At 73.6% G+C, this 19201-nt stretch carries 12 protein-coding genes; 6 read left to right on the top strand and 6 right to left on the bottom strand.

The annotated features are described in order from the left end of the window. Window positions 1-30: 30 nt before the first annotated feature. The 3 genes from AACH11_RS16945 to AACH11_RS16935 form a co-directional block, all read right to left on the bottom strand. The gene (locus AACH11_RS16945) at window positions 31-2277 is read right to left on the bottom strand and encodes a putative bifunctional diguanylate cyclase/phosphodiesterase (RefSeq protein ID WP_341375435.1); all 2247 of its coding nucleotides are present in this window, start codon (window positions 2275-2277) and stop codon (window positions 31-33) included. A gap of 162 nt (window positions 2278-2439) precedes the next feature. Then, window positions 2440-5160: a hypothetical protein gene (locus AACH11_RS16940; RefSeq protein WP_341375434.1), complete on the bottom strand. Its 2721-nt coding sequence runs from the start codon at window positions 5158-5160 to the stop codon at window positions 2440-2442. A 365-nt stretch (window positions 5161-5525) separates the two neighbouring features. After that, a complete protein-coding gene (locus tag AACH11_RS16935; protein WP_341375433.1) occupies window positions 5526-7226 on the bottom strand; it encodes an AMP-binding protein in 1701 nt (566 codons plus the stop codon). A gap of 128 nt (window positions 7227-7354) precedes the next feature. On the opposite strand from AACH11_RS16935, the gene AACH11_RS16930 reads away from it, so the two are divergent. Then, window positions 7355-8533 carry an AraC family transcriptional regulator gene (locus AACH11_RS16930; protein ID WP_341375432.1) on the top strand — a complete coding sequence of 393 codons (1179 nt, stop codon included), beginning with the start codon at window positions 7355-7357 and terminating at the stop codon, window positions 8531-8533. Between the two features lie 72 nt (window positions 8534-8605). On the opposite strand, the gene AACH11_RS16925 is transcribed toward AACH11_RS16930, so the two are convergent. After that, window positions 8606-9127 (bottom strand): cyanophycin metabolism-associated DUF1854 family protein, encoded by a 522-nt coding sequence (locus tag AACH11_RS16925; protein WP_341375431.1) that lies wholly within the window; start codon window positions 9125-9127, stop codon window positions 8606-8608. Next, the gene (locus tag AACH11_RS16920) at window positions 9124-11340 is read right to left on the bottom strand and encodes a cyanophycin metabolism-associated ABC transporter (RefSeq protein WP_341375430.1); all 2217 of its coding nucleotides are present in this window, start codon (window positions 11338-11340) and stop codon (window positions 9124-9126) included. The genes AACH11_RS16925 and AACH11_RS16920 overlap by 4 nt, the downstream gene beginning before the upstream one ends. Window positions 11341-11467: 127 nt before the next feature. Between AACH11_RS16920 and AACH11_RS16915 the strand changes: the two genes are divergently transcribed. From AACH11_RS16915 to AACH11_RS16905, 3 genes are all read left to right on the top strand, one after another. Continuing rightward, on the top strand, window positions 11468-13621 hold the full coding sequence (locus AACH11_RS16915; protein ID WP_341375429.1) for a cyanophycin synthetase: 2154 nt from the start codon (window positions 11468-11470) through the stop codon (window positions 13619-13621). Between the two features lie 13 nt (window positions 13622-13634). Further along, window positions 13635-16244: a cyanophycin synthetase gene (cphA, locus tag AACH11_RS16910; RefSeq protein ID WP_341375428.1), complete on the top strand. Its 2610-nt coding sequence runs from the start codon at window positions 13635-13637 to the stop codon at window positions 16242-16244. 144 nt (window positions 16245-16388) lie between these two features. Continuing rightward, window positions 16389-16559 carry a hypothetical protein gene (locus AACH11_RS16905; RefSeq protein WP_341375427.1) on the top strand — a complete coding sequence of 57 codons (171 nt, stop codon included), beginning with the start codon at window positions 16389-16391 and terminating at the stop codon, window positions 16557-16559. Between the two features lie 64 nt (window positions 16560-16623). Here AACH11_RS16905 and AACH11_RS16900 read toward each other — a convergent pair whose 3' ends face one another. Continuing rightward, entirely contained in the window at window positions 16624-17625 is a 1002-nt protein-coding gene (locus AACH11_RS16900) for a LysR family transcriptional regulator (RefSeq protein ID WP_341375426.1), read from the bottom strand. A 199-nt stretch (window positions 17626-17824) separates the two neighbouring features. On the opposite strand from AACH11_RS16900, the gene AACH11_RS16895 reads away from it, so the two are divergent. Together AACH11_RS16895 and AACH11_RS16890 are read left to right on the top strand one after the other, a co-directional pair. Then, window positions 17825-18136 (top strand): 2Fe-2S iron-sulfur cluster-binding protein, encoded by a 312-nt coding sequence (locus tag AACH11_RS16895; RefSeq protein WP_341375425.1) that lies wholly within the window; start codon window positions 17825-17827, stop codon window positions 18134-18136. Window positions 18137-18270: 134 nt separating this feature from the next. After that, a complete protein-coding gene (locus AACH11_RS16890; RefSeq protein ID WP_341375424.1) occupies window positions 18271-19194 on the top strand; it encodes a catechol 2,3-dioxygenase in 924 nt (307 codons plus the stop codon). Window positions 19195-19201: the final 7 nt, after the last annotated feature.

The raw sequence follows: 19201 nt of genomic DNA, 5'->3' as shown, positions 1-19201 counted from the left end.
CCGTCCACTTCGGGCGTGGACATCGGCCACTCAGTCGCGGATCGAGGCCGGCGCGGTGGCGGTGGTGGTGACCGGGGTGGTGGCGGTCACGGTGGCGGCCGCGGTGCACCCCGGACCGTCGACCGGCGGCCGGGCGACGGTCGCGGTGTCCGGCGCCGCGGTGGCGGCACGGCGCCGGGCCAGCCAGACCTGACGCGCATCGCGATCGGTCAGGTCCAGGGCGACCGGGGCATCGGCAGGGGCCTCGCCGCTGCTCGCCGGCATGGCCGTGCCGGCCGGCGCCAGCGCCAGCCGGCCGGCGAGCGTCTGCGCCGCGGCCTGCCGGTGCGGCAGCGCCAGCGCAGCCACCGGCCGGGCCAGCAGGAAGCCCTGCAGCTGGTCACAGCCCGCCTGCTGCAGCGCGGCCCGCTGCTCGGCCGTCTCCACGCCCTCGGCCAGCACCACCAGACCCATCTCGTGGGCCAGCCGGACGATGGCGCGCACGATCAGCGACACCTTGGGATCGGCGTCCATGTTCTTGACGAAACTGCGGTCGATCTTCACCTTGTCGAAGGGGAAGCGCCACAGGTAGGACAGGCTGGAATAGCCGGTGCCGAAGTCGTCCATCGCGATGCGCACGCCCATGCGCGAGAGCTGGCTGAGCACCTCGGCCACCGGCTCGTCCTGCGCGATCAGCAGCGACTCGGTGACCTCCAGCTCCAGCCGTCCGGGCGGCAGGCCGGTGCGCTGCAGCACGTCGGCGATGCGCGCCACCAGATCGCCGCGACGGAACTGGACCGGCGAGAGGTTGACGGCCACGCACAGCGGCGAGGGCCAGTGCGCGGCCTCGCGGCAGGACTCCAGCAGGGCCCAGTCGCCCAGATCGGCGATCAGGCCCGAGGCCTCGGCCAGCGGGATGAAGACCGCGGGCGAGACCATGCCGCGCTGCGGATGGTGCCAGCGCATCAGCGCCTCGTAGCCGATCAGCGTCTGGCCGTCGGCCGCGTACAGGCCCTGATAGTGCATCTGCAGCTGATGGCCGGGCAGTGCCTCGCGCAGGTCGCGGTGCAGCGCGCGCTGCTCCAGCAGCCGCTCATCGATGCGGGCGTCGAAGAAGTGGTGGCGGCCACGGCCCTCGGCCTTGGCCTGGTAGAGCGCCATGTCGGCCTGCTGCAGCAGCTCGCCGGCCGACTGCGGGCCTTCACCCTGCATCGTGATGCCGATGCTGGCCCCCACGCGCAGCGACAGGTGCTCGTGGACGTGCGGCTCCTGCAGCGTCTCGATCAGGCGCTGGGCCAGCGCCGCGGCCTCGGCCGGCGAGGCCACGTTGCGCTGCAGCAGCGCGAACTCGTCGCCGCCCAGGCGCGCCAGCAGGTCGCCGCGCCGCAGCTGCGCGCGCAGGCGGCGACAGACGCCCCGCAGCACCGCGTCACCGGCGGCATGGCCATGGCCGTCGTTGACGTCCTTGAAGCCGTCGAGGTCCAGGCAGTGGACGGCGACGCCGGACGCCTCGCCGCGCGGCTGGCGCACGGCCTCCTCGACCGCGGCCAGGAAGCGCGTGCGGTTGAGCGCACCGGTCAGCGGATCGTGGGCGGCCAGGTAGCGCGCCTGGGCATCGGCACGTGAACGCGCACGCATCTGCTGCCAGGCCCGCCACGCGGCCCAGATGCCCAGACCGATGACCAGCAGCGCCACCAGCGCGGTCAGCTGGGCGAAGGCCAGGCGCAGCGCGGCCGCGCGCTGGGTCTGGTCCAGCGTCAGGCGGGCCACGCCCAGCACTTCGCCGTACAGGCGCAGCGGCACCCAGGCGACGCTGTGCAGCTGTTCGCCATCGGCCGCGGCCTCGGCCTGCAGCTCGACGTGGGTGCGGCGCTCCTGCAGCACCTGCCGGGCCTGCGGCACCGCCGCGCCGTGTCCCAGCGGCCAGACCAGGGCCTCGCGCTGGTCGGGCGGCAGCAGCCGCGGGCTGATCAGCAGATGCCCGTTGCGGTCATAGACCTGCAGATCGGCCACATCCACCGCGTGGCCGAGCACGCGCAGCCGGCGCATGGTCAGGCCCTGGGCCAGCCCGCCGCGCAGCAGCGGGCCGAGCCCCGGCACGCTGGTGGCGGCGAAGCTGGCCCAGGCCTCGGCCTGCTGGCGGGCGTCCAGGCGCAGCTGCTGGCGGATCAGCGCATGGCTGGTCAGGCCGACCAGCCCGACCGCCAGCACCAGCGCGACCGGCCACAGCCAGCCCGGCCGGGCACGCCGGAGCCAACGCAGCAGGCGCGGCAGGAACGAGGGGGCGGAGGCAGGCATGACGGTGAGCGGACGCTGACGTCAGTCTGTCGTCCGTTCCCCCCCGCGCCTTGAGGCCGGCCGGGCCTGCGGGCGCCGCGCAGGTGGCCGGGGCGCGCAGGAAGTCGCGGCGCGGGCGGGCGCCGCACGGCCGCCGCCCTCAACAGTCCTCAGCCGCCAGGCTCAGCCGCCGTGCACCTGCTGGGCGTGGGCGGCCAGTTGCTCGGCGCCCGAGTGGCCGAGCCAGGTGCGCCAGTCGGCGGCCAGGCCACCGCTCAGCCCGTCGCCGACCCCAGCGGCATGGCTGCCGCGCCCGGTGCCGGCGTCGGCCGCCGTGCTGTCCGTGGCGACATCCGCACCGGCCACACAGCCGGCCGGCGCCGCGCCATCGGTCGCGGTCGTGGTCGTGGTCGCCACGGCGCTGTCCTGGTGGCTCAGCAGAAGATCCAGCGCCGCGTCATCGGCCAGGCCGCTGTCGGCCAGCGTGCCGGCGGTCTGGAACCAGACATCGGCCATCGCGTGGGTCTCCCCGTCGGCATCGGTCCACTGGCCGACCAGGCCCAGCGCATTGCCCTGGTCCTCGGCGCCGGAGGCCACGGCCGCCAGGTCCAGGCTGGCGATGCCGAGGGCGTCCAGGCCCTGCAGCTCGCCGTCGTCGCTGACGCCATCCGCGTCGGCATCGACCCAGATCACCAGCTCGGACCAGCGCGCATCGGCGGCGCTGATCAGGCCGTCGCCGTTGCTGTCGAGGTCGGCCAGCGCGGCATAGCCGTCGTCGGCCGTGCGGCCGTCGGCCAGGGTGGTGGCGCTGCCGAACAGCTCGGCGCCGCTGTCGATCCGGCCGTTGCCGTCGAGGTCGATCGCCAGCAGCCCGTCACCGCCGCTGACCCAGGCGGTGGTCTCGGCCTGGCCGTCGGCATCGAGGTCGAAGCCCACGCCGTCGGCCAGCGTCGTCGTCTCGATGCCGTCGCCGTCCAGGTCGAGCACCAGCGGCGTGGTCCAGCCCAGGCTGACCGTCTCGCCCGCGGCGCTGTCGAGCACCGCCCCCAGCGCGTCGGTCTCGACGCGCCAGACCGTCGCCTCGTAGGCCTGGTCGGTGGTGCCGCTGCCGGTGATCCACACCGTCTGGCCGGGCTCGACCCAGATCACGCCGTCGGCATCGGCCAGGATCTGCGTGCCATCGGCGGTGAACACCCGCTCGGTCACGCCATCGGCCGTCACCAGGCCGGTCAGCGCGATGCGGGTGAGCTCGCTGCCGTCGCTGTCGCTGGAGCTGCCGGCCACGCCGAAGCGGACCTGGTGCAGCGTGGTCTCGCCGCTGGCCGCCGCGCCGATCAGCGCGGTCGGCCAGCTGCCGAAGGCGCTGCCGGTCTCCAGGCTGACGACCGTCGAGGTGCTGAGCAAGGTCGCCGTCAGCGTGTCGACATCGGCCACCGGCGCGATGTCGATCTCCAGGGCACGGCTGACGACGGCCGCATCGCCGTCGCTGACCGAATAGTCGAAGGTGGCCGCGCCGTCGGACGCGCGGCCCGTCCGCGTGTCACCGCCGCTGGCCGACACCTCGGCCGCGGGCACGAAGCGCAGGCTGCCGGCGGCGATGTCGGCCGCGCTGATCTCCTGGCCGGCGCTGACCGTGGTCCAGGCGCCGTTGACCAGCAGCTGCAGGCTGCCGGCGCGCGGCAGCGTGTCGATGCTGACGGTGGCGCTGTCCTGGGCCTCGGCGGCCAGGCCGAAGGCGGCCAGGCCCAGCACCAGCGGCGTGTCCTCGGTGGCGCTGGCGGTGGTGGCCGTGCGCGGGTCGTCGTCGACGATCGTCAGGCTGGCCGTCACGGTGCTGGCCGCGGTGTCGGCCGTGGCGGCGACGGTGGCGCTCAGGGTCAGCGTCTCGTCGCCCTCGACCGTGCTGTCGTCCAGCGTCTGCACCCGCACCTGCACGACGCTGACCCCGGCCTGGAGCGTGAAGCGGCCGTCGGCGGCCACCGTCTCCCAGCCCTCGCCCTGGTTGATCTGCAGCGCGGAGACATCGGCCGCCTGCGTGCCCAGGCTCAGCGTGACGACGGTGTCGACCGTGCCGGCCTCGGCCCGCAGCACGAAGACGGCGGCATCGCCCTCGTCGACGCTGGCGGTGCGGCTGGCGTCGCGCTGGCGGCTGCCGCAGGCGGTGCCGGTGCCGGTGCCCGTGACCTGCAGGCTGTCCAGCGTGGCGGCCTGCGCGTCCAGGGCCAGGCTGGCGCTGTCGCTGCCGCTGGCCGTCACCGCACCGGTGGCGCGTTGCACCAGGCGGGCGCTGAGCGACAGCGCCTCGTCCGCGGTCTCGTCGACGGCGGTGCTGATGCTCAGGCTGCCGCGGGCGATGTCGCTGCGGGTCAGCGTCCAGCGGCGCTCCTGGCCGTCGGCATCGGTGACGATCAGCGTGTCGCCGGCCACCGCGCCGGTGGGCAGCGTGATGCTGGCGCGCAGGCGCCCGCCGGTGGCGGCCAGCTCGGCGCTGCTGATGTGGCCATCGTCGTCGCTGTCGGTCGACAGCCGGACCACCGGCGCGGCCAGGCTGCTGCTGGCCGCGGCGGCCACGCCCAGGCTGGCGCTGCCGCTGGCGGTGCTGCTGCCGTCATGGACCAGGCTGGCGCTCAGGCTGGCCGTGGTGGCGGCGGTGCCGGCCGTGGTGGCCAGGCTGTCGGTCCAGACGACGAGGCCCTGGCGGACCTGGGCGCTGCTCAGCACGATCTGGGTCTGCTGGCCGCTGGACGAGACCAGGGTCAGGACGTCACCGGCCACGGCGCCGGACGGCAGGCGGACCTGCCAGGACAGATGGCCGCCGGCGCGCAGCAGCTCCTGGGCGGACAGGCTGCCGTTGCGGTCGAGGTCGGCCAGGGCGGTGACGGTGGGAGCGGAGAGGACGGTCATGTCGGTCGGTACGGCGTACGGTCGAGGAAGATCCCCGGCGGTACGTGCATCACGACAGGACGCTGAAGTGGCACGTCATCTGCGCGCACCACCCACCGGAGAAGCCGCTGCGCAGTGTCGACACGGCGGTGCGCCGCACATCCTCACAAACCGCAAGATTGAGCGGTCCTGGCGGTGACAGGCGCAAGCAGATCTTGCAGCCGTGTCCGGCCGGTGAAGCGATGTGGCCGAACGGCGAACGGATGCAAGCGGATGCAGCCGCACGGACGACCCGCGGCACGCGCCGCGGCCACCCGGCGATCGCCCCCGCCGGCAGCCGGCCGGGCCGCCGCGCCGCGCTGCGCCGTGGCCCTGCCCGGCCCGCCTCAGCGCAGCGCGCGCCGCAGCACCTTGCCCACCGTCGTCTTCGGCAGGCTGTCGCGGAACTCGATGTGGCGCGGGCGCTTGTAGGGCGTCAGGCGCTCGTGGCACCAGGCGCGCACGGCCTCGGCCTGCAGCGCCGGATCGCGCCGCACGATGACCAGCTTGACCGCCTCGCCGCTGTGGGCGTCGGGCACGCCGGTGACGCCGCACTCGGCCACGCCGGGCATCTGCGCGACCACGTCCTCGACCTCGTTCGGATAGACGTTGAAGCCGCTGACCAGGATCATGTCCTTCTTGCGGTCGACGATGCGGAAGCGCCCGTCGGCCTCCATGACCCCGATGTCGCCGGTCAGGAACCAGCCGTCGGCGCGCAGCACCAGCGCCGTCTCGTCGGGCCGGCGCCAGTAGCCGGCCATCACCTGCGGGCCGCGCACCGCGATCTCGCCGGGCTGGCCCTGGGCCACCGGATTGCCCGCGTCGTCCAGGATGGCGACCTCGGTGCCCGGCAGCGGCAGGCCGATGGTGCCGTCGAAGTGGTCCATGTCCACCGGGTTGCAGCTGACCACCGGCGAGGTCTCCGACAGGCCGTAGCCCATGCGCATCGGATTGCCCGTCAGCACACGCCAGCGCTCGGCCGTGGCCTGCAGCACCGCCATGCCGCCGCCGATCGACAGCTTCAGGTGCCGCCAGTCGACCCGGGCCGCGTCCGGATGGTCGGCGATCGCCTGGTAGAGCGTGTTGACCGCCGGGAAGTAGTGGAAGACCTCCTTCGACAGCGTGGCCAGCAGGCCCTTGAGGTCGCGCGGATTGGGGATCAGCAGATTGCAGCCGCCCAGCCGCAGGCCGAGGAACATGCAGGAGGTGAAGGCGAAGACGTGGTAGAGCGGCAGCGCGCAGACGATGCGGAACTGGTGCGGACCGATGGTGCGCCGCGCCGGCTCGAACCAGGCCGCGGCCTGAGCCACGTTGGCCAGCAGGTTGCGGTGCAGCAGCATCGCGCCCTTGGCCACGCCGGTGGTGCCACCGGTGTACTGCAGCACGGCCAGCGTGTCGGCCGTCACCGGCGGGGGCTGCCAGCTCAGGCGCTCGCCTTCGCGCAGCGCCCGCATCAGCGGCACGGCCTGCGGCAGGTTCCAGGCCGGCACCTGCTTCTTGACGTGGCGCACCACGGCATTGACCAGCCAGCGCTTGACCCCGCCCAGCAGATCGCCGACGCCGGTCACCACCACCCGCTGCAGCGTGGGTGCCGGCGCCTGCTCCAGTGCCTGCTGCGCGACGTGGGCGAAGTTCTCCAGCACGATCAGCGTCGGCGCGTCGGCATCGATCAGCTGGTGCGCCAGCTCGGGCGCGGTGTAGAGCGGATTGACGTTGACCAGCACCAGGCCGGCCCGCAGGATGCCGGCCACCACCACCGGGTACTGCGGCACGTTGGGCAGCATCACCGCCACCCGCTCGCCGGGCCGCAGGCCTTGCGCCTGCAACCAGGCGGCGAAGGCGCGCGAGCGGTGGTCCAGCTCGGCGTAGCTCAGGTCCTGACCCATGAAGCGGAAGGCCGGCTGCGAGGCCTGCTGGCGGCAGGCCTCGTCCAGCAGGTCCAGCAGCGTGGCATGGCCGCGCAGGTCCGGCTCGGCCGGCACGCCGGACGGGTAGGCCTGCAGCCAGGGGCGCAGACGCAGCAGGGATTCGGCAGAGGACAGGCTCATCGGGTCGTCTCGTCGGCAGGGGTGCGGGCGGGGCGGATTGTGGGCAAGCCCGCATGGACCGTCTGGTCATTTCCAGCCAGCATCGGGTCATTGTCGGACACAAAACCGCCGTACACGGGTAACCGAGCATGCCGCAGACCCTGATCTCGCCGCTGATGGCCCAGGTGCCGGCCGGCCATCTGGCGGCCCTGGTGGCGCGGCTGCAGGCCCACGGACTGGGCACGGCCGTGGCCCGCGCGCTGGCCACGGCCGGCCTCGATGCGCAGGCCCTGGCCCAGCCCGAGGCCCGCCTGCCGCGCGAGCGCCAGAGCGCCGTGCTGCAGGCGCTGGCGCAGGCCACCGGCCGCGGCGATCTGGGCTTCGAGATGGGGCTGGCGGTGGGCATCGGCCGCCTGTCGCTGGCCGGCGCGTTGCTGGCCAGCGCGGCCAGCCTGGGCGAGGCGCTGCAGCGCCTGGCCCCCGGCTTCGCGCTGGTGACGCCCGGCGTGCGGCTGCAGGTCACGCGCAGCGCCGACGGCGGGCTGCAGGCCCGGCTCGACCCGGCCCAGCCCATGCCCTGGACCGAGGCCTGCGTGGTGCTGGAGGCGGTGGTGGTCGGCGCCCACCGGCTGATGGGCTTCGTGCGCCAGCAGGCGGCCACGCCCTGCCGCATCCTGCTGTCGTGGCCGGCCCCCGCCCTGCCCGCCCATGCCGCGCGCTGGCGCACGCTGGACGGGGCCCAGGTGCGTTTCGATGCGCTGGCGCCGCCCGCGTCCGCCCTGTCCGCCCTGTCTGCGCTGCCCGCCCTGCCGCCAGCGGCGACCACGGCCGATCTGCCCTGGGCGCTGCTGTGCCTGGACGCCGCGGTGGCCGACGCCCCGCTGCCGATGGCCGATGCGGCCGTCGCGGCCGAGGCCGAACGCGCCTGCGCCCGCCGGCTCGCCGCGCTGCAGGCGCGCCAGGACCTGGCCGACTGGACGCGCTGGCTGATCCACGCCACCGAGGAGCGGCAGATCGGCCAGGACGAGGCCGCCGCCCTGCTCGGCATCTCGACGCGCACCTACAGCCGGCTGCTGGCGCGCGAGGGCGTGCGCTGGGGCGTGCTGGCGCGCGAGGTGCGCCATGCCAAGGCCTGCGGGCTGCTGCGCCAGGGCCTGGGCCAGGCGGCGGTGGCCCAGCGCCTGGGCTATGCCGACGTGGCCAACTTCAACCGCGCCTTCCGCGCGGCCGCCGGCTGCGCGCCGGGGCGCTGGCGGGAGGCCGAGGCCGAGGCCCAGGCCCAGGCCCAGGCCGACAGCGCAGCGCCGACGCCGGCCGCGCCGGTCTGAGCGCGGACGGGGTTGAAGACGCGGACGCGGCCCCGGCCCCGGGCCAACACCCGGGCCGGAACCCGCCGAGCGTCAGAGAAAGCGCTCCAGCAGCTTGCGCGAGCGCCGGTCCAGCGCCCGCACGTCGGCGATGCGGTAGCCGATGCCGTGGCTGTCGGTGACCAACAGCGCACCGTCGCCCAGGCGGCGGATGTCCTCCTCGGCCTTGAGCACCAGGTCGGCCGTGCCGCGGTCGGTGCGCACGCGCCAGGTGCTGGGCGTGCCGAAGGTCGAGACCGCCTCCAGCGCCTCGATGCGCGGCGCGAACTCCCGCCGCGCCAGCTCCTCGTCGAGCAGCGCGCGCACCGGGCCGGCCAGCGCGTCCAGGCGCGGGATCCAGCCGGCCTCGTGGCCGTCGGGGCCGACCAGCGACAGGCCGCCGCCCGGGTCCGACAGGCCGAAGGCACGCACCGGCAGCACCGGCAGCGGCTCGGCGTCCGGCGCCCGGCGCAGCAGCAGGCGGCCGTGGGCGTCACGGCTGAGGTCCGGCACGGCGCCCGATGCGGTGGCGGTGACGACGAGGGTCGACGGGGCGGATGCGGTCAGCGGGCTCATGCGGCACTCCGTTCGGCGGCCTGCTCGGCCTGGCGCAGTTGCGCCTCGTGCAGGCGCCAGTAGGCGCCCTGGCGCGCCAGCAGTTCGTCATGCGAGCCGACCTCGACGATGCGGCCACGGTCCATCACCACCAGCCGGTCGGCCTGGCGCAGCGTCGACAGGCGGTGGGCGATGGCGATGGTGGTGCGGCCCTTGACCAGGTTGTCCAGCGCGGTCTGGATCTCCTTCTCGGTCTCGGTGTCGACCGCCGAGGTGGCCTCGTCGAGGATCAGCAGCCGCGGGTCGATCAGCAGCGCGCGGGCGATCGAGATGCGCTGGCGCTCGCCGCCCGACAGGCCCTGGCCGCGCTCGCCGACCATGCTGTCGTAGCCGTGCGGCAGGCGCAGGATGAACTCGTGCGCATGGGCGGCGCGGGCGGCGGCCACGATCTCCTCACGCGTGGCGTCAGGCTTGCCGTAGGCGATGTTCTCGGCCACCGTGCCGAAGAACAGGAAGGGCTCCTGCAGCACCAGGCCGATGTGGCGCCGGTAGTCGGCCACGCGCAGGCGGCGCAGGTCCACGCCGTCGAGCTTGATCGCGCCGTCGGTCACGTCATAGAAGCGGCAGATCAGGTTGACCAGCGTACTCTTGCCCGAGCCGCTGTGGCCGACCAGGCCGATCATCTCGCCGGGGCGGATCTCCAGGTCCAGCTGGCGGATGACCGAGCGGCTGCCGTAGCGGAAACCCACGCCCTGCAGCGTCAGCGCGCCCGTCACCTCGGGCAGCGTCACCGGCTGCGCCGGCTCGGGCACGTTGCTCACGTGGTCGAGGATGTCGAAGATGCGCTTGGCGCCGGCCGCCGCCTTCTGCGTGACCGAGACGATGCGGCTCATCGAATCCAGCCGGCCGTAGAAGCGGCCGATGTAGGCGATGAAGGCGGTCAGCACACCCACCGTGATCTCGTTGCGGCTGACCAGCCAGATGCCGAAGGCCCAGACCACCAGCAGGCCGATCTCGGTCAGCAGCGAGACGGTCGGCGTGAACAGGCTCCAGGTCCTGTTGAGCCGGTCGTTGACCTCCAGGTTGTGGCGGTTGGCGCGGCGGAAGCGTTCGGCCTCGCGCTTTTCCTGGGCGAAGGCCTTGACCACGCGGATGCCGGGGATGGTGTCGGCCAGCACGCTGGTGACCTCGCCCCAGACGCGGTCGATCTTCTCGAAGCCGGTGCGCAGCCGGTCGCGCACGAGGTGGATCATCCAGCCGATGAAGGGCAGCGGCAGCAGCGTGACGAGCGCCAGCGACGGGTTGATCGAGAACAGGATCGCGGCCGTCATGCCGATCATCAGCACGTCGGTGGCGAAGTCCAGCGCATGCAGCGACAGGAAGACGCAGAGGCGATCGGATTCGCTGCCGATGCGCGACATCAGGTCCCCGGTGCGCTTGCTGCCGAAGTAGTCGAGCGACAGCTGCAGCAGGTGGTCGAAGGTGGCCGTGCGCAGGTCGGCGCCGATGCGCTCGCTGACGATGGCCAGCAGCCAGGTGCGCCACCAGCCCAGGCCCCAGGCCAGCAGGGCCGAGGCCAGCAGCCCGCCCAGCAGCCGCCAGACCAGGCCGCGGTCGATGGCCTGGCCGTTCTGGTAGGGGATCAGCACCTCGTCCATCAGCGGGATGGTCAGGTAGGGCGCGACCAACGAGGCGCCGGTGGACGCCAGCGTCAGCACGAAGCCCAGCGCCAGCGGCCAGCGGTAGGGCCGGGCGAAGCGCCACAGGCGCAGCAGCACCCAGGTCGACGGCGGCGCGACCGATTCGGCAGCGAAGTCGGTCTCCTCGGCCTCGGGCTCGGCCAGGTCCTCGTCGCCGGGGGCGGCCAGGCGCCGCAGCTGCCGCTCGAAGGCGCCCAGCAGCTTGAGCGCGGCCGGATCGGCCCCCAGCGTGTAGCGCCAACAGCCCAGACGGGCGTGCGCATCGTGCAGGGACAGCTGGCCGACGCCGGCATGGTCGGCATGCTGCAACTGCAGCGCCGAATCCAGCGGCCAGGCCTGCCAGCCGGCGACCGGCTCGTCGACCGGTCCGGCCAGCAGCCGGCGGTCGGTCAGCAGCAGCTGGCGGCGGGCGAAACGGTCCTGCGCATCCAGGTCAACCTCCAGCCGGGCCAGAACGTTCTCCCCGGGTGCGAGCCCCGCCGGCAGGACGGCCAGGCAGGCCGCGGAACGAGGAGACGGATCGGTGGCTGACATCGGAAGCGACGGGCGGGAAAACGACGGATTGTCCCGTAACGCGCCCACCGCTTCCCCGGCTGACGATCTGGCAGAAATAATCACGGTCTGAGTGCGCCGCTCTCGGCGCCTGACCCGCCCCCATCTGATGACCACGTTTGACGACATCCGCCTGCTGCGCATCACCTATCTGCGCGGCCCGAATCTGTGGACCTACCGCTCGGCTCTCGAGGTCTGGCTGGACCTCGGCACCCTCGAGGAATGGCCGTCGAACCGGATCCCCGGCTTCGTCGCCCGCCTGACGGCCGCCCTGCCCGCACTCGAGGAGCACCACTGCGGCGTCGGTGAGCGCGGCGGCTTCCTGCAGCGCCTGCAGGACGGCACCTGGATGGGCCATGTGCTGGAGCACATCGTCATCGAGCTGCTGAACCTGGCGGGCATGCCCACCGGCTTCGGCCAGACCCGCAGCACCTCGACCACCGGCGTCTACCGCATGGTCTTCCGCGCGCGGGACGAGGCCGTCGGCCGCGCCGCGCTGGCCCAGGGCCACACGCTGCTGATGGGGCTGATCAACGACCGCCCGGTCGACGTGGCCGCCGCGGTCGAGGCCGTGCGCGAGGCCATCGACAGCGCCTACCTCGGCCCGAGCACCGCGCACATCGTGGCCTCGGCCACCGAACGCCGCATCCCGCACCTGCGGCTGAACGACGGCAACCTGGTGCAGCTGGGCCACGGCTGCCGCCAGCACCGCATCTGGACCGCCGAGACCGACCGCACCAGCGCGATCGCCGAAGGCATCGCCGGCGACAAGGACCTGACCAAGCGCCTGATCGGCGCCGTCGGCGTGCCGATCCCCGAGGGCGAGGTGGTCGACCGGCCCGAGGACGCCTGGGACGTGGCGCAGTCGATCGGCCTGCCGGTCACCGTCAAGCCGACCGACGGCAACCACGGCCGCGGCGTCAGCCTGGAGCTGTCGACCCAGGCCGAGGTCGAGGCCGCCTGGCACGTGGCCGATGCCGAGGGCAGCGAGGTCATCATCGAGCGCTACATCCGCGGCGACGAGCACCGCCTGCTGGTGGTGGCCGGCCGCGTGGTGGCCGCCGCCCGCGGCGAAAGCCTGTGGGTGCACGGCGACGGCAGCTCGACCATCGCGCAGCTGATCGACAGCCAGCTCAACACCGATCCGCGCCGCGGCGAGGCCGAGGAGTTCCCGCTGGAGACGCTGAAGCTCGACCGCGAGCCGGTGATCCGCCTGCTGCTGGAGCGCCAGGGCCTGGACGGCGACTCGGTGCCGGCGGCCGGCCGCAAGGTGCTGATCCAGCGCAGCGGCAACGTCTCGATCGACTGCACCGACGACCTGCACCCGGACTTCGCCCGCGTGGTCTCGCTGGCCGCGCGCACCGTGGGGCTGGACATCGCCGGCGTCGATCTGGTGGCCGAGGACGTGCGCCGTCCGCTGGCCGGCCAGGATGCGGCGGTGGTCGAGGTCAACGCCGGCCCCGGCCTGCTGATGCACCTGAAGCCGGCGGTCGGCTCGCCGCGGCCGGTCGGCCAGGCCATCATCGACCACCTGTTCCCGCCCGGCGACGACGGCCGCATCCCGCTGCTGGGCATCGCCGGCGGCCAGGCGCCGCAGGACGTGGCGCGCCTGCTGGCCTGGCTGCTGCAGCTCGCCGGCCGCAAGGTGGGCCTGGCCTGCCGCGACGGCCTGTTCCTGGGCGAGCGCCGCATCGACGACGCCGACGCCACCGACGGCACCGTGGCCGAGCGCCTGCTGCTCAACCGCGAGGTCGACGTGGCGGTGTTCGAGAACGGCGCGGCCACCCTGCTCGACCAGGGCCTGGTCTATGACCGCTGCCGCATCGGCGTGGTGACCGACCTGGACGGCGCCGAGGCGCTGGCGCGCCACGACATCCGCAGCGCCGACGACCTGCCGCGCGTGCTGCGCACGCAGATGGACGTGGTGCTGGACGACGGCGTGGGCGTGCTCAATGCCGACGACCCGCGCGTGGCCGAACTGGCCCGCCATTGCGACGGCAGCGTGCTGCTGTACGCGACCGACGCGGCCCCGCTGGCCGACCACCGCGCCGCCGGCGGCCGCGCCGTGCTGTGGCGCGACGGCCGGGCCTGGCTGTGCGACGGCACGGCCGAGACCGCGCTGGCGCTGCGCCAGGCGCCGGCGGCCGCGCCGGCCGTGATGCTGCCGGCCATCGCCGCGGCCTGGGCCTTCGGCCTCGCGCCGGCCCTGCTGGCCGCCGGCCTGGACACCTTCGACACCCGCGCTCGCGCAGAGACCCGCTGACACCGCCCCGCCCATGCAAGTGACCCGTATCCGCGCGCTGCGCGGACCCAATCTGTGGAGCCGCCACACCGCGATCGAGGCCGTCGTGCACTGCGCGACCGACGAGACCGCCATCGCCGCCGGCGCCCCGCTGGAAGAGCGCCTGCGCGAGTGGCTGCCCGAGCTGGCCCCGGTGCGCCCGGTCGGCGGCGCCCAGGCCGTGCCGCTGGCGCGCTGGCTGGAGCGCACGACGCTGGCGCTGCAGGCCCGCGCCGGCTGCCGCGTCAGCTTCTCCCGCTCGACCGCCACGCCCGAGGCCGGCGTCTACCAGATCGTCGTCGAATACACCGAGGAGAAGGTCGGCCGCCGCGCGCTGGCGCTGGCCGAGCAGATGCTGGCCGCCGCCACCACCGGCGCGGCCTTCGACATCACGGCCGCGCTGGCCGAGCTGCGCGAGATCGACGAGGACATCCGCCTGGGCCCGAGCACCGGCTCGATCGTCCACGCCGCCGTCGACCGTGGCATCCCCTACCGCCGCCTGACCGAGGGCAGCCTGGTGCAGTTCGGCTGGGGCGTGAAGCAGCGCCGCATCTGGGCCGCCGAGGTCGACTCCACCGGCGCGGTGGCCGAGTCCATCGCCCAGGACAAGGACCTGAGCAAGCGCCTGCTCGCGGCCGCCGGCGTGCCGGTGCCGCGCGGCCGGCCGGTCCACACGCTGGACGAGGGCTGGGCCGTCGCGCAGCAGATCGGCCTGCCGGTGGTGGTCAAGCCGCAGGACGGCAACCAGGGCAAGGGCGTGACCGTCAACGTGGTCGACCGCGCCCACTTCGAGATCGCCTACCGCGCCGCCGAGGAGATCGGCACGCCGATGGTCGAGCAGTTCCTGCCCGGCCATGACTTCCGCCTGCTGGTGGTGGGCGAGAAGCTGGTGGCCGCCGCCCGGCGCGACCCGCCACACGTGATCGGCGACGGCGTGCACACCGTGCGCCAGCTGGTCGACACCGTCAACACCGACCCGCGCCGCGGCGACGGCCATGCCACGCCGCTGACCCGCATCCGCCTGGACGACATCGCGCTGGCCCGCCTGCAGCTGCAGGGCCTGCAGCCCGATGACGTGCCCACGCCCGGCCAGCGCGTGCTGCTGCGCAACAACGCCAACCTGAGCACCGGCGGCAGCGCCACCGACGTCACCGACGACGTGCACCCGGAAGTCGCCGCGCGCGCCGTCGAGGCCGCACGCATGATCGGCCTGGAGATCTGCGGCGTCGACGTGGTGTGCGAGAACATCGGCGTGCCGCTGGAGCAGCAGCGCGGCGGCGTGGTCGAGGTCAATGCCGCGCCGGGTCTGCGCATGCACCTGGCGCCCAGCTACGGCAAGCCGCGCGCGGTCGGCGAGGCCATCGTCGAGCGCCTGTACCCGCCGGGCGACGAGGGCCGCATCCCGGTCGTGGCCGTCACCGGCACCAACGGCAAGACCACCGTCACCCGCCTGATCGCCCACCTGTTCACCGCCGCCGGCTACTGCACCGGCATGACCAACACCGACGGCGTGTGGATCGACGGCCACCAGATCGACAGCGGCGACTGCTCGGGCCCGAAGAGCGCCCGCAACGTGCTGGCCCACCCCGACACCGAGGCCGCGGTGCTGGAGACCGCGCGCGGCGGCATGCTGCGCGAGGGCCTGGCCTTCGACCGCTGCCAGGTGGCGGTGGTGACCAACGTCGGCGCCGGCGACCATCTGGGCCTGAACTACATCACCACCGTCGAGGACCTGGCGGTGCTCAAGCGGGTGATCGTGCAGAACGTGGCCGAGACCGGTTATGCGGTGCTCAACGCCGCCGATCCGATCACGCTGGCGATGGCCGCCCACTGCCCGGGCGAGGTGATCCTGTTCGCCCGTGACGCGCAGCTGCCGGCGCTGGTCGCGCACCGCGCGCTCGGCCGCCGCTGCGTGTTCATCGAGGGCAACGACATCGTCGCCGTCGAGGGATCGGCGCGCGCCAGCGTGCCGCTGCGCGAGGTGCCGCTGACGCGCGGCGGCGCGATCGGCTTCCAGGTCGAGAACGCGCTGGCCTCGGTGGCCGCGGCCTGGGGCTGCGGCCTGCCCTTCGAGGCGGTGCGCGCCGGTCTGGCCAGCTTCGTCAACGACGCGCAGAACGCGCCCGGCCGCTTCAACGTGATGGACATGCACGGCGCGACCGTGATCGCCGACTACGGCCACAACCCGGACGCGATGCGCGCCCTGGTCGGCGCCGTCGACGCGATGCCGGCGCAGCGCCGCTCGGTGGTCATCAGCGCGGCCGGCGACCGCCGCGACGAGGACATCCGCGAGCAGACCGGGATCCTGGGCGCCGCCTTCGACCACGTCATCCTCTACCAGGACGCGGCCCAGCGCGGCCGTGCCGACGGCGAGGTGCTGGGCCTGCTGCGCGAGGGCCTGAAGGGCGCGCCGCGGGTGCAGGGCGTCGACGAGATCCGTGGCGAGTTCCTGGCCATCGACCATGCGCTGGCCGCGCTGCGCCCGGGCGACCTGTGCCTGGTGCTGGTCGACCAGGTCGAGGAGGCGCTGGCGCATCTGCGCGAGCGCGCCGCCGGCCCGGCCGACGCGGCGGCCGCAGCGCTGGCGGCGGCTGCCGCCGGCTGAGCGGCAGCGGGCGCGGGCGCGATGGAGACGGGCCGGGCGGCACCCACACTTTTTTGTGTCGGCTCGTCAACCACCCCAGTTCCAGACGCGTTACGGCATCACATCCCAATTGATGACGTGGCCTTCCAGCCCGTCCCCTGCTGAATGCCGACTCGCCATCCGCTGCCCGTCACGCCGTCCAAGCAGGCCCGCCCCAGTGGCCAGGGCCCGCTCGACGAGCGCCGTGACTCCAAGCATGAGAGCCCGTTCCACGACGGCCCCTGGTCGGTGCGCCGCTCGATGAGCCGCGAGCGCCTGGCCGACCGCAAGCGCTGAGGCGCGGCGGCCCGCCCGGGCCCGTGCATCGACCCGGATCCACCCCACGCGGTGGATCCCCCCATCAGGCCCTGCGCCCCCGCGCCGGGCCTTTCGTTTTTCCGCCGCCGCGGGCGGCCATGCCGGGTTCGGACCCGGACACCGCGCCCGGCGCCTGCGCGGCGGCCGCCGTCTCCCGCAGATCGCGCGCATGGGCACGCACCACCTCCAGGAAGGCCTGCAGCACCGGGTTGGCGTCACCGCGGCGCCAGACGCAGCTCAGCTCGATGTCGTGCAGATGGGCGCTGTCCAGCGGCCGCCAGACCACGCCCGGCAGCCGCAGGTGCGCACTGGAGGCCGTCGTCACGCAGACGCCGAAGCCGCCGGCCACCAGGGCCACGGCGGTCAGCACCTCCTCGACCTCGAACTCCACCCGCGGCTCGGCGCCCTCGCGCGCCAGCGCCTGCAGCACGCGCTGGGCCAGGCCCGGCACCGGCATCTTCGGGTAGAGGATCAGCGGCACGCCGTGCAGGGCGGACAGCGGCACCTGCGCGCGCGCGGCCAGCGGATGGTCGGCCGGCACGGCCAGGTGCAGCGGCTCGCGCTGCACGGTCTCGATCACCAGATCGTCATCGGCCGGCAGCAGGCGGTTGAAGCCCACGCTGATGCGGCGCTCGCGCAGCGCCTCCAGCTGTTCGGCCTTGCTGAGGTTGTGCAGCACGAGGCGCACCTCGGGCCGCTCGGCGTGGAAGCGCGCCAGCAGCCGCGGGATCACCTCCAGCACACCGGAGCCGAAGATGCCGATGTCGATCTGGCCGGTCAGGCCGGCGCCGGCGCGCTGGGCGCGGTCGCGGGCGCGCTGCGCCAGGCTCAGCAGATTGGGCACCTCGGCCAGCAGGGCCTGGCCGGCCTCGGTCAGCGTCACACCCTTGGGCGTGCGCACGAACAGCGGCGTGCCCAGGTCGTCCTCCAGCGCGCGGATCTGGCGCGTGAGCGGCGGCTGGGTGATGTGCAAGCGCTCGGCGGCGCGGCCGAAGTGGCGCTCCTCGGCCAGGGCCAGGAAGTAGCGCATCTGACGCAGGTCCATCGACAGCTCCGGGAGAACCCTCAAAAACCATACTGCAGCGGTATCGTGCCGCCGGAAATCGGTATTGGACAGTATCGCCGGGGCCGCCCATCATCGGCGCCATCGATCCTGCACACCGCCCCGGCGAGCCCGCCGCGGCCGGCGGCAGGTCCGAACACAAGGCCGGACCACCGGCCGGACAGCCCCAGGAGACCGACCGATGCCCCGTCACGCGATCCGCATCCTCGATACCGGCGAGACCTATGCCTGCGACACGCAGCGCAACCTGCTGTCGGGCATGGAGGCCCTCGGCCGCCGCGGCATTCCCGTGGGCTGCCGCAACGGCGGCTGCGGCATCTGCAAGGTGCAGGTGATGTCGGGCGACTATGCGAAGGGCCTGATGAGCCGCGCCCACGTCAGCGAGGACGACGAGCGCGCCGGCCGCGTGCTGGCCTGCCGCGTCCAGCCCTGCAGTGACCTGGAACTGCAGGTGATCGGCGCGATGCGCAAGTCGGTCTGCCGCACGGCCTGATGCCGCAGGCACGCGGCCCGCGCGCCGCGGCGGCCTGATCCCCACCCCGAACCGCCTGCCAGCGCCGTCGCACGATCTGGCGCAGGCCCGGTCACGCCCCTGAATCCAACATCCATCCACAGGAGACAGACACCATGGCCTTCCACGGAGTGCTGCGCCCCGGCCACGCCCAGATCCGCGTGTTCGACCTCGACGAATCGGCCGACTTCTACAGCCGCGTGATGGGCCTGCAGGAGACCGGCCGCGATGCCCAGCGCGTCTACTTCAAGTGCTGGGACGAGCGCGACCACCACAGCCTGGTGCTGCGCAAGGCCGACCGCGCCGGCATCGACTGCTTCGCCTTCAAGGTGATGGACACGCCGACGCTGCGCCGGCTCGAAGGCCGGCTGAAGGAATACGGCGTGGCCACCGAGCGCGTGCCGGCCGGCGAGATGCTGGCCACCGGCGAGCGCGTGCGCTTCCAGATCCCGACCGGCCACATGATCGAGCTCTACGCCGACAAGCAGCGCGTGGGCAACGGCCTGGGCGACCTCAACCCCGAGGCCTGGCGCGAGGACACCCGCGGCATCGCCCCGCTGCGCATGGACCACGCGCTGCTGTACGGCGGCGACATCGACGCCGCCCACCGCCTGTTCGCCGAGGTGCTGGACTTCGGCCTCGTCGAGCGCGTCAAGCTGGAGGACGGCCAGACCGATCTGGGCGTCTGGCTGAGCATCAGCAACAAGGCCCACGACATCGCGCTGGTGCGCCATGCCGAGGACGGCAAGCTGCACCACGTCAGCTTCATGCTGGAGACCTGGGAGCAGGTGCTGCGCGCGGCCGACCTGATGACCATGCACCGCGTCTCGATCGACATGGGCCCGACGCGCCACGGCATCACCCGCGGCACGACGATCTACTTCTTCGACCCGTCCGGCAACCGCATGGAGACCTTCGCCGGCGGCTACCAGTGGTACCCCGACCATGACCCGATCACCTGGACCTGGGAGGAAGTCGGCCGCGCGATCTTCTATCACGACCGCAAGCTCAACGAGGCCTTCCTCTCGGTGGTGACCTGAAGTGACC

It is taken from the genome of Pseudaquabacterium rugosum (assembly GCF_038066575.1).
GTDB classification, from domain to species: domain Bacteria; phylum Pseudomonadota; class Gammaproteobacteria; order Burkholderiales; family Burkholderiaceae_C; genus Pseudaquabacterium; species Pseudaquabacterium rugosum.
Note: the sequence above shows the minus strand (reverse complement) of the source record. Positions and strands in the feature narration are given on the sequence as shown.